The sequence below is a fragment of the Howardella ureilytica genome (genome assembly GCF_054657495.1).
The window spans coordinates 49831-61972 of the sequence record NZ_BAAHYP010000007.1; the positions used below are offsets into that span (position 1 = coordinate 49831).

Below are 12142 nucleotides of genomic sequence, written 5' to 3' on the forward strand. Positions count from 1 at the left end.
GCTTATAGAATTATACAGGTTAATTAATACTTAACGATTCCTTCGTAGTTATAATCTTTTACTGCCTCTTTGCCGTTTAAGTCTTCAAGTTCAAGTAAACATACTATCTTTACGACATCCGCTCCGATTTCTTCCAATAAATCGGCCATGGCTTTGGTTGTTCCTCCCGTTGCCATAAGATCATCGACAATAATTACTTTATCCCCCGGCTTAACGGCATCTTTGTGGATTTCAATTATTGAATTGCCGTATTCCAGTCCGTATTCCTTAGCGATGGTTTCACATGGAAGCTTGCCTTTTTTTCTAATAGGAATGAATCCCTTGCCAAGATTATAGCTGACAGGTACGCCGAATATAAAACCTCTCGCCTCCGGAGCAACAACATAATCAAAATCAAGATCCTTAACCGCATCCGTAATTGCATCCACAGCCATTTTAAGTCCGTCTGCGTCTTTCAACAGTGTTGTTATATCCCTGAAAATAATTCCTTCTTTTGGAAAATCATAAATATCTCTTATTAAACTCTTTATTTCTTCGGTTTTCATAATTAATCCTTTCGAGTTTCTTTAATAGTACCGTTTTTATAACACTCAATAAGTTTCTTTAAATCTTCGATTCTGCTTTTTAATTTTGCTCCGGTATCCGTGTCGGCAATATATATCCTTCTTTTTGCATTTTCATCCGCGACGAGTTCCGATGCTATGTCATAGCAGTTTTCAATGGCTTCTTCCGTGGTTGTAAACGGTTTATGAGCAACCAATATCATGCCGTGTGAATTATAAATATATGTATACCCCGCAATACCGGTATCTTTATGATATGTTTGTGCAAAGCCTCCGTCTATTACAACCACTTTTCCCTTTGCTTTAATCGGACTTTCACCGTTTTTATGCTTTACGGGAACATGTCCGTTTATTATTTTGGCAGTCTCTCCGTCAAGCCCGAACTCCTCAAAAACAGCATTAACGGCCTTTTCCGAAACGGATATATTCTCACCGTCCAAAACACTGTCATTTTTTATCAGCGAATAATAAGGGTCCTTAACTTCAGTCCATGTCTCCTTTTCGGCGATAAGATATCTCTCCAGGGTCGCCATTCGGCTTTTACCGAATATCGGAGAATCCGGAGCGTTCCATAAATACCATAAAATGTCTGCTCCCTTTTCTCTCTCTTCCTCATTGTCGGACAAAAATGCCTTCCTTACATATGAATCCAATTCATCCATAAGTTCCCTGCCGCTGCATTTCCTGCCGTAGACATTTACATCTCTGAATTTTCCGTCTTCAGTCATCGGAATACAGCCGTGAAACATGATCATATTGTTATATATAAGATATAAACTTCCCTTTTGAACAAGAAGTTCGGCGTGTTTATTTAACTTTTCGCACTGTGAAAATGATAAAGACAGATATTTTACAAGCTCCTCTTCTTCGGCTGTCAGCTTGTACGGATCATTGGGATCTATTGTCGGATACAGTTTATCCTTTAATTCATATTCTTTCCCGTCTAATTTTATGGTGCCTTTTTCGTAATCGATTAAATGCAGGAGACGTCTGTCGTCCATATTGTATTCAGGTCTTCTGCTTATTAATTCGCCTTCCGTTTTCCATTGTATAATGCTGATTGCTTTATGCATCTTAAGAGTAAGCTGCATATGTCTGTCCTGTGTAATGTCCTTATCCTTCACCTTATAACATATACACGGATCGTCGGCATATACATTCTCCGCAAATTTTTCGAGAGGCTCCATGTTAATTCCGTAACCGTCTTCCAATATATCCAAACCGTCATATCTCAATGAATTACGGATTATATTGGTAATGCACTGAATATGCCCCAATGCCGCACCCATCCAAACAACATCATGATTTCCCCACTGAACATCAAATGAATGATAGTCACAAAGGAAATCCATAATAAAATGCGGTCCGGGACCTCTGTCAAATATATCACCTATAATGTGCAGTCTGTCTATGGCCATTCTGCGTATAAGATCGGATATCTGTATAATAAAATCTTCAGCGCTTCCAAGCTCTATGATGGAAGTTATAATCGCATCAAAGTATTCGCTCTTATTCTTCATTTCCGGTCCTTCCGTCATAAGCTCTTCTATAATATAAGCATATGATTTCGGCAAAGACTTTCTCACCTTGGATCTTGTATATTTTGAGCAAATAAGCTTACATACTTTTATCAGTCTGTTAAGCGTGACTCTCAACATATCTTCATCCAGTAAGCCCGCAGACTTTAATCTTGCGAGCTTTTCCTTTGGATAATAAATAATTGTAGCCAATTCGCGCTTATCTTTAATCGATACCGTATCCGACAAAGCGTCGTCTATCTTTCTGCGTATGGTACCGGAAGCATTTTTTACAACATGAAAAAACGCTTCATGTTCACCGTGTATATCCGATAGATAGTGTTCCGTACCCTTTGGAAGGTTAAGTATCGCTTCAAGGTTAATAACCTCTTCCGCTGCACTTAAAATATCAGGGAAACTCTGCCCTAATTGCATAAGATATCTATAGTCGTCATTCATACCTTTTTTACTCCGAGAGTTATATCTTCATCGTCAATTTTCCAATCCTTTGTAAAGATATCTTCTCTTGTTCCGCCGTCATTAATAATTATTTCATCAGCGAGAACGGTGTCGGCAACTTTTTTCGCATATTTTGCAAGGACTTCGAAATCAGAATCTCCGTATGCATAAACGTTGATTCTGTCCATTACTTCAAAGCCGGCATCCTTTCTCATGGTTTGAATCTTGCTTACGATTTCTCTTATATATCCCTCTTCAAGAAGATCTTCCGTTAATTGCGTATCGAATACGACGGTTATACCGTTTCCGGATTCGGCAGCAAAACCTTCTTTATGTATCATGGTTATAAGCAAATCTTCGGCATCAATGGTAATGTCTTCGCCATTTACATTTACCGTAACGGAATTATGTGTTTTAAGCTCTTCGGTTGCCTTTGCACTGTCAACCGTTTCAAGAGCTTTCTTAATTCCGCCTATTAATTTTCCGAACTTAGGTCCGAGAGTTTTAAGCTGAGGCTTAAAGCTGTACATTGTATATTCGGATACGTCCGTCTGCCATACAACTTCTTTAACATTTAATTCATCTTTTATGATTTCGGCATAGAATTCATCAAGCTTCTTATCGCTTGAAACGTACATCTTTCCGAGAGGCTGTCTCGTCTTAATTCCCGATGCATTTCTGCAGGCTCTTCCGATGACAACGGTATTGAGTACAATATTCATATTTTCCTCAATATCCCTATCGATAAATTCTTCTCTTGATACGGGATAATCGCAAAAATGAATACTTTCGGGAGCATCTTTGTCAATGCTTCTTACAAGATTCTGATAAATTGTCTCAGTTACAAACGGAACCATAGGAGCCGCTAATTTGATAAATCTTGTAAGTACGGTATAAAGAGTCATATATGCATTAATCTTATCCTGCTCCATACCTTTCGCCCAGAATCTCTCTCTGCATCGTCTTACATACCAATTGGAAAGTTCATCCGTAAAGTCTTCCATGGCTCTTGCGGCTTCCGTAATTCTGTAATTTTCCAAATGATCGTCGACTTCTTTTATAAGAGTTTCAAGTCTGGACAGAATCCACTTATCCATAATAGTCAGAGAGTCTTTATCAAGAGAATATTTTGAAGCGTCAAATTCGTCGATATTTGCATATAAAACGAAGAACGCATATGTATTCCAAAGAGTTCCTATGAACTTACGCTGACCTTCCGTAACCGCATCATCATAGAATCTGTTAGGAAGCCATGGCTGTGAATTTTCATAGAAATACCATCTGATAGCGTCAGCTCCGTGCTTATTAAGAGCTTCCATAGGATCAACCGCATTTCCCTTTGACTTACTCATCTTATTGCCGTCTTTATCGAGAACATGTCCGAGAACAATAACGTTTTCATAAGGTGCTTTGTCAAACAGTAAAGTTGAAATCGCAAGAAGAGAATAGAACCATCCTCTTGTCTGGTCAACGGCTTCAGAGATAAACTGTGCCGGGAACTGCTCGTTAAATACCTCTTTGTTTTCAAATGGATAATGATGCTGTGCAAAAGGCATTGAACCTGAGTCAAACCAACAGTCAATAACCTCCGGAGTCCTGTGCATTGTCTTTCCGCAGTGAGGACATTTAACCGTTATCTTATCTATGTAAGGTTTGTGAAGTTCTATGTCATCAGGTACATTATCGCCCTTTTCTTTGAGTTCTTCTATGCTTCCGATTGCCTCCAATTCGCCGCAATCATCACATTTCCATACATTAAGCGGAGTACCCCAATATCTGTCTCTTGATATTGCCCAATCCTGAACATTTTCAAGCCATGCGCCGAATCTTCCCTTTCCTATTGTTTCCGGAATCCAGTTAATGGTCTCATTATTCTTAATAAGATTATCCTTTACCTTGGACATCTTAATAAACCATGATTCTCTTGCATAATAAATAAGAGGAGTATCACACCTCCAGCAGAAAGGATATTCATGCTCCAACTTAGGCGCCGAAAAAAGTTGATTTCTTGATTTCAGTTCATCCAATATAAGAGGGTCTGCCTTCTTAATAAATATTCCGGCAAAATCCGTTTCCTCTGTCATGTTACCTGCACCGTCAACAAACTGAAGATAAGGAAGATCATACTTTCTTCCGAGTCTTGAATCATCCTCACCGAATGCGGGAGCAATATGAACGATACCTGTACCGTCAGACATCGTTACATAGTTGTCAGATACAACAAAATGGCTCTTTTTCTTCTGATTTTCCGCTTCTTTTTTGGAGCAGGCGTATAAAGCGTCATATTCCTGATTTTCAAGGTCGGAACCCTTATATTTTTCAAGAACTTCGTAATCCGCACCGTTTTCTTCCGAATCCGGATTGGCTTTTTTAAATAATCCGGAAAGCACCTTAGGAGCCAAAGCTTCGGCTAAAATATATGTATATCCGTCCGCAGCCTTTACCTTTACGTATGTTTCGTCCGGATTAACACAGAGAGCCGTATTGGAAGGTAATGTCCAAGGCGTTGTTGTCCATACAAGGAAGAAAACATCTTCATCTTTTTTCTTAAACTTAACTATTGCGGATTTTTCTTTTACCGTCTTATATCCCTGAGCGACCTCATGTGATGAAAGAGGCGTTCCGCAACGAGGGCAATACGGTACAATCTTAAATCCCTTGTACAAAAGACCTCTGTTGAAAATCTCTTTTAAAGCCCACCACTCGGATTCGATAAAATTATTTTCATAAGTAATGTACGGATGTTTCATGTCTACCCAGAATCCTACTTTAGATGAGAATTCTTCCCACATGGACTTATACTGCCATACACTTTCCTTACACTGCTTAACAAACGGTTCGATGCCGTAATTCTCAATCTGCTCCTTACCGTTTATTCCTATCTTTTTCTCTATTTCAAGTTCTACCGGAAGACCGTGTGTATCCCATCCGGCCTTTCTCGGAACATAATACCCCTTCATGGTTCTGTATCTCGGAATCATATCCTTGATAACACGTGTCAAAACATGCCCTACGTGCGGCTTTCCGTTAGCAGTCGGAGGGCCGTCATAAAATGTATATACGGGACATCCTTCTCTCTGCTTTAAGGATTTCTCAACAATATTGTTGTCTTTCCAAAATTGTTCTATAACGTTTTCTCTCTCCAGAAAATTCATATCGGAAGAGACTTTTTCATATGTCATAACAATACTTCCTTTCACTCTGAGGTGCGATATTTACTATATAACAGGGCATAAAATCCCTAAAATAGCATAATTATTTTTATGGTATAAAATGAGACTGTAAAAGTCAAGAAATAGAATATTTCTAAGTTGTTTTAGGAGATATCTGCTTCTCTTGCAGAGAATTTTTCAAGAAATATTTAATTATTTTTAGTTAGATTAATTTTTACATTTGTTGTCATCCGGATTACCGCCGCCAAACCACACTCCGTCTTCTGCGGTCTGTCCGGCATTAGTATTATTTGTATGTGAATTCCAACTTGTAGCCGTTGAAAAATAACCGTTATTCAAATTCGGCCTTTCCAACCCTAAAGCCATGGTTAGAACCGCCTTTGCCGGTAATGATAATTTGTTATTTTGTAAATATTCGCAATCAATTATTGCTACATTCGGTATTGGCTGCTTTTTTAGAATTGCCATTTTTACTCCCAAATAAAAAACCTGCTAAACGCCTTGTGACATTTAGCATGAAAATTACAAACCTCTCAAACCTCAAACACAAAAATCACAAGGATACGTGCTGAAAATACCCTTGTGACCTTGTGTTTTTGCTTTATGTTATACATTTTCAAAGAAAATGTATAACCCATATTTAGTTTTTCAGCACAAACAGATGAAACAAGTGTATTTGTTTTCTATTTGCGCTAATTATAAATCTTACGACTTATTAACTGTAATATGCATTATTGCTTTTCACCATCATGTAAAACAAATGGATATTTTATTTACAATTGTTATTAATGTTGTATATCCTCATTCAAAACATTATTAATTGCTATATGTTTCTAACCTTATATACACATCTACAAGCAATAAGATACATAATAAAAAGATATATGAGCATTACTATAATATTTATGCCTATGTTAAAGCTTCCATATGCTATAGCACGCAACGACTGACTTGCATGAGTTATTGGCAAAAAGCGAATAATATATTCAACCCCTATAGGAAGCTTATCAAGGGAAAAAAATGTATTACATAAAAATGTCATAGGCAATATTACAAATGTTGAAAATCGTGCAACATCTTGATGTGTCTTAGATAGCATTGCTGCTATTATTCCAAAAGCTGCAAATATCATAGAATTTAACATCATGATAATAAAGATGAGAGGATTTATAACAAGTCCAACTTTAAATATAATGCTTATTACAATAATAATTGCAGCAGAATAAACTCCTCTCAATCCACCGCCTATGGTTTGTCCTAAGACATATTGCCATATGGGAGTTGGAGAGACCAATACCTGATCTAATGAGTGTTCAAACATTTTTTGCATATTCAAATAAGTGGATGTGGAGCTAAATCCTACATTCATTGTAGTAAGGGATATAATACCCGGAACAATAAACTGCATATATGAAATACCGTCTATTTTTATATTCATACCCAGTCCCCAACCAAAAGCAATCATATACAACAAAGGGCTTATGATTGCAGAGAGTGTAACTTTTATCCACTCATGTCGCATTTCCGTCATTTTTTCCCAAACGGCAGTTATTATCCCCATTAGACACCTTCATTTCTTTTCATAACTTCTATATATACATCTTCTAAATTTGTTTCTCTTAAAAAATAATCCCCTGATATTTTTTTTACATATGTAACTGCTTCTTCTCTATTATGAAAATGCTTTAATTCGATTTTATCCAAGGTTCTATCTTCAACAGTATATCTTCCAACTTTATTTATTAAATTTAATGGTGAATCACATGTGATTATTTTTCCTTCTTTCATCATTGCAACTCTTCCGCATATTGCATGAGCCTCTTCTATATAATGTGTAGTAAGAAGAATAGCGGTACCGTTCTTGTTGAGCCTTCGAAGATGATCCCATAATTGCTGTCTTGCAATGGGATCCATGCCAACTGTCGGTTCATCAAGCAAGAGAAGTTTCGGTTTTGTCATTATTGCACGACATAGCATTAATTTTCTCTTCATTCCGCCTGAAAGCTGTCTTACAATTTTTTTCCTATGTTTGAATAAATCAAATTCTTCAAGCAATTCCTCACTTCTTTTTCGACATTCTTTTATTGGGATTTTATACAGCTTGCCATGCAACATCATTATTTCTTCAACTGTAAAATCTTTTCTTAAGGAATATTCCTGCGTTATAAGCCCAATTTGTCGTTTTGCATTAATGTTGTCTCTTGTGAGTTTTTTCCCATCAAAGAAGATATCTCCTTCAGACGGTAGGCTTAATGTTGCAATCATTTTAATAACGGTTGACTTTCCTGCTCCGTTAGATCCCAACAGCCCGAAACATTCTCCATAACGTATAAAAAAATCAATATTTTTTACGGCATCATATGAACCATATCTTTTTCTTAAATTATTGATTTCAAGAATTATATTATCGTTTTTTTTATCGCTGTTCACACTTTTCTCCACATTTTTATTGATTTAATATTTGTTTATTAAAAGGATTTACAAAACCACTTTCTTCAATTATAACATTAACTCCGAACGCATTTTTTAAAGATTCCGTTGTAACAACATCAAAGGTTTTCCCTTCTTCTATAACTATACCATCTTTCATAATAACCACATCATCTGCATAATGAACAACCATATTTAAATCATGAACTACCATTATTACACTTTTCTTGTGTTCTTTTACTATTGATTTTGCTAATTTCATTATTTCAAGTTCATTTTTAAGATCTAAATTACTAGTCGGTTCATCAAATAAATAAACATCAGACTCTTGCATCAATGCCCTTGCAACCAATACTTTCTGTTTCTGACCTCCGCTCAACTCTGTATATAATTTTTTGGATAAATGTTCAATTCCAAGCATGGACAATGTATCTGCGACGGCTGCTATATCCTCTTGCTTTATTGACCAGCCTAAATGCTGCCTTCGTCCCATTAATACAAATTCCATAACGGAACATGACATATTAAATGATGAAAATTGAGGAACATAACCTACCATTTTCGCTATCTCATGTCCAGACATAGTATTAACGTCTTTATTGTCAAGCTTTATTGTTCCATTTGTAATTTCATTTATTTTATTAATACATTTCAGCAAAGTTGTTTTGCCACATCCATTAGGACCTATAATTGCTGTAAATTTCCCTTCTGCAAAATTACAATTGACCCCTTTTAATATTTCCTTTCCTTTTTTTGAATAAGAAAAATGTACATTATTTACATTTATATTCATACATTTTTACTCCTTCTTAATACGAGATAGATATAAAAAGGTACTCCTATTAATGATGTCACAATACCTACAGGAAGTTCTGTCGGAGCAATTACCGTTCTTGCTATTGTATCTGAAACAAGCAATAGCAGGCTTCCCAGGAAGCATGTTACGGGTATTCCATATCTATAATCATTTCCTATTATCATTCTTGTAATGTGCGGTGCTACAAGTCCGACAAAGCCAATTACCCCGGTAAATGATACTGTAGTAGCCGTAAGAATTGTCGTTAATATAAATACTATCGTCTGTTTTCTTTTATAATTTACACCAAGTGCAATGGCTTCTTCTCTGCCGAATGTCATTATATTAAGATCCCAGCTTATAATAAGAGCGATTATCATACAAACTGCTAATACGCCGAAAATAATTGCTAAAACCTCCCATGTAATTCCTGCTAAGCTTCCCATTGTCCAGAATACCAATTCAGGTAATTCTTTAGTATCGGATACATATTTTAAAATAGAAACAAGGGACGAAAATAAATATCCTATAGCAACACCTGTTAATACTAAACTTTTAGTGGAATGTCCTGAGAATTTAACAAGAGTAAAAACGAATACCATTGTAAGCATGGCAAATGCAAATGCAAAAACAGGTGTTAAAAACATTCCAAGTGATAGAGAAACAGATGATGATAAAACTATCGCAAGGCATGCTCCAAATGATGCACCATTTGATATTCCCAAAGTATAAGGACTAACAAGGGGATTTTGAAAAATCCCCTGCATAAGAAGTCCCGAAAGGCCAAGGGCCGCCCCTGCCCCAACAGCCACTAATACTCTTGGTATTCGTATCGCAATAGCTATATAACTATCTGTTTCCGAAATAGTCTCAGAGTCAGTTATTTTATCACCTATTGCTTGGAACACCTTATCAAGGCTTAGGCTTGATCCTCCAACGGCAAGTCCCCATATCACAACTCCAATAAGTCCACAAAGCAAGATTAATATAATCATTCTTCTTTTTTTTATATCCTTATTGAAGTATGTAATGCATTGCTCTCTATTATTCATAATAACTCCATACGCCTGTTAAGGATTTGCCATAATATTTTGAAACCATTTTACTTAATGTTTCATCTGGATTTATATCTTTAAATAATTCAGGATATGCTATTTTTGCTATATATAACGGTGCTAATCCTGAACCTAAAGGAGAAGTTCCTATGGTTGAGTTAATTATTAAAACTTTTTTCTCGGATACGGCTTTTACATTTTTCCATCCCGGTCTGTTAATGATTTTATTGTAAAGCTCCTTTGCTGCTTTTGTTCCATTCACTTTTTCTCCAAGTATTCCTTTTGTATCTGATACTAATTTTACTATTACTTCAGGGTTTTTTTCTAATATCCATTCATCGCTGATTATAGGATATGCAACCGGTTCTCCTCCGGTTAATGAATTAACATTTGCATAATTAAGAATTTCATTTCCGCCTGAACCCTTTCCTACTGACTTATAGTCTGCATAACCTTCCCAATAAGCTGATACTTTATTTACTGACTTTGTTCTTTCAGCAATAAGATTTTGTATTTGCTTAATATCATTATTAAATTCCTGTGCTTTCTTTTCCGCGCCTAAAATTTTTCCTATAGTCATTATTTCTTCAGGTATTTTACTTGGAACATATAAATCAAAATATAATAATTGTATACCTGCATCACTAAGCTGTTTACCGATACCACTTTCTAACCAACTCGCATATCCAAATACCACATCCGGCTTTGCCTCAATAATTTTTTCAACATTAGGATTTCTCCAATCTCCATATTTTGGCAGATTTGATTCAGTAGTGTCAGCAACTCCTATAACACTTTTCTCCTGTCCGAGTAGTTTGATAACATCATAACAACTTGAGTTTAAGACAATACTTTTCTTTACCATTGTCTTTCCGTCGTTTGAATCTTTATTAACAATAATTTCCTGTCCCTTTGAATCCTTTACTACTGTAGTCGGTTTAGAAGTATCTGCGAGTATAGCAGCTCCGGTTGATGTTTTTTTAATAGGTTCTACAACTGTAGCAGCTGTTACCGGCATTGTTATATCTGCTCGATTATCACCGCTGTCGATGGTATTGGCATCTTTGGCAAATGCTAAAGTATTATCGATACTTGTTCCCCAATATTTTTTCATAAATTCATTGAGATACTCATTAGGATTTATATCAGCCATTTCTTCGGAATATGCCACCTTTGAAATAAACATCGGAGCAAGAACAGAGCCCAGTGGAGAATTAGTTATTCTATCGGACAATATTACTACATTATTGTTTTTTACAGCAGTAATATCATTCCAGCCTTCTCTCTTTGTAATATTGTCGATTGTTGTATTTAATGATTCTTGGTTTAGTCCATTATAAGAAATGATTCCATCGGTGTAATTGCTTAACTTTACTATTACATCCGGGTTATTATCTTTTACATAGCCATTATCAACATCTACATATTTTCCATCTTTGCTATTTGCAATATTAACTAATCTTGCACGATCAAATGTTTCATTTTCGTTTGCATCTTTTCCTACGCTTTTATTGTCGTTTGACAATTCCCAATAAATCTTTTTTTCACTGACATTTTTTAGTTTATCATCCAACAATGACTGTACTCTTTCAGTATCTTTCTTAAACTCATCAGCCTTTTCATTTGCATCAAATAACTTGCCCAAAACAGTCATTTCATCAGAGATTTTTGTTTTTTTATTCAAATCTAATGTTATTATATCTATCCCTGTATTCTTTAACTCTGTGTAACCTGGTGTATTTATGAATTCGGTATCAGCTATGACTGCATCTGGTTTATCTTTTATTAATTTTTCAATATTAACATTTGACTCTGTACCATATTTTTCAACAAGTGCATTACTTTCTGGCGATGCAGTATCTGTGCTTATTCCCTTTACCAAAGAAGATTTGCCAATAATTTTCATTGCATCATATGCATTTGGATTTAAAACCACCAGATTTTCAATATTTAAAGGTGCCTCAAATTCATTTCCTGCCGAATCTTTAACTTTTTCTTTTACTACTGTATCCGCCTTTGTTTCTTCTTTTTCAATTTTATTAATTGGAGCAACGCCCCTTCCCGCAAAAAATATTATCAGAATAACAGCTGCCGCAATTGATGATAAGACTATAGTAATTATTCCTTTCATTTTACTGCTCATATATAT

The 12142-nt window shown here is 35.8% G+C and carries 9 protein-coding genes; all 9 read right to left on the reverse strand.

What is annotated here, in order from left to right:
- Nucleotides 1–23: 23 nt before the first annotated feature.
- The 9 genes from ACYQ1N_RS04665 to ACYQ1N_RS04705 all read right to left on the reverse strand — a co-directional run bounded on the left by ACYQ1N_RS04665 (nucleotide 24) and on the right by ACYQ1N_RS04705 (nucleotide 12136).
- Nucleotides 24–545, reverse strand: a complete 522-nt coding sequence (locus ACYQ1N_RS04665) for an adenine phosphoribosyltransferase (RefSeq protein ID WP_459833336.1) — start codon at nucleotides 543–545, stop codon at nucleotides 24–26.
- Between the two features lie 2 nt (nucleotides 546–547).
- Nucleotides 548–2539: a fructose-1,6-bisphosphatase gene (locus ACYQ1N_RS04670; RefSeq protein WP_459833339.1), complete on the reverse strand. Its 1992-nt coding sequence runs from the start codon at nucleotides 2537–2539 to the stop codon at nucleotides 548–550.
- Nucleotides 2536–5721 (reverse strand): isoleucine--tRNA ligase, encoded by a 3186-nt coding sequence (ileS, locus tag ACYQ1N_RS04675; protein WP_459833341.1) that lies wholly within the window; start codon nucleotides 5719–5721, stop codon nucleotides 2536–2538. Before ileS ends, ACYQ1N_RS04670 begins: the two co-directional genes overlap by 4 nt.
- 198 nt (nucleotides 5722–5919) lie before the next feature.
- The gene (locus tag ACYQ1N_RS04680) at nucleotides 5920–6180 is read right to left on the reverse strand and encodes a hypothetical protein (RefSeq protein ID WP_459833343.1); all 261 of its coding nucleotides are present in this window, start codon (nucleotides 6178–6180) and stop codon (nucleotides 5920–5922) included.
- Nucleotides 6181–6535: 355 nt separating this feature from the next.
- Entirely contained in the window at nucleotides 6536–7273 is a 738-nt protein-coding gene (locus ACYQ1N_RS04685; RefSeq protein WP_459833346.1) for an ABC transporter permease, read from the reverse strand.
- Complete coding sequence (locus ACYQ1N_RS04690) at nucleotides 7273–8142, reverse strand: ABC transporter ATP-binding protein (protein ID WP_459833349.1); 870 nt, start codon at nucleotides 8140–8142, stop codon at nucleotides 7273–7275. The genes ACYQ1N_RS04685 and ACYQ1N_RS04690 overlap by 1 nt, the downstream gene beginning before the upstream one ends.
- 16 nt (nucleotides 8143–8158) lie before the next feature.
- Nucleotides 8159–8935, reverse strand: a complete 777-nt coding sequence (locus ACYQ1N_RS04695; protein ID WP_459833351.1) for an ABC transporter ATP-binding protein — start codon at nucleotides 8933–8935, stop codon at nucleotides 8159–8161.
- A complete protein-coding gene (locus tag ACYQ1N_RS04700; protein ID WP_459833354.1) occupies nucleotides 8932–9990 on the reverse strand; it encodes a FecCD family ABC transporter permease in 1059 nt (352 codons plus the stop codon). The genes ACYQ1N_RS04695 and ACYQ1N_RS04700 overlap by 4 nt, the downstream gene beginning before the upstream one ends.
- A complete protein-coding gene (locus tag ACYQ1N_RS04705; protein ID WP_459833357.1) occupies nucleotides 9983–12136 on the reverse strand; it encodes an ABC transporter substrate-binding protein in 2154 nt (717 codons plus the stop codon). Before ACYQ1N_RS04705 ends, ACYQ1N_RS04700 begins: the two co-directional genes overlap by 8 nt.
- Nucleotides 12137–12142 lie beyond the last annotated feature (6 nt).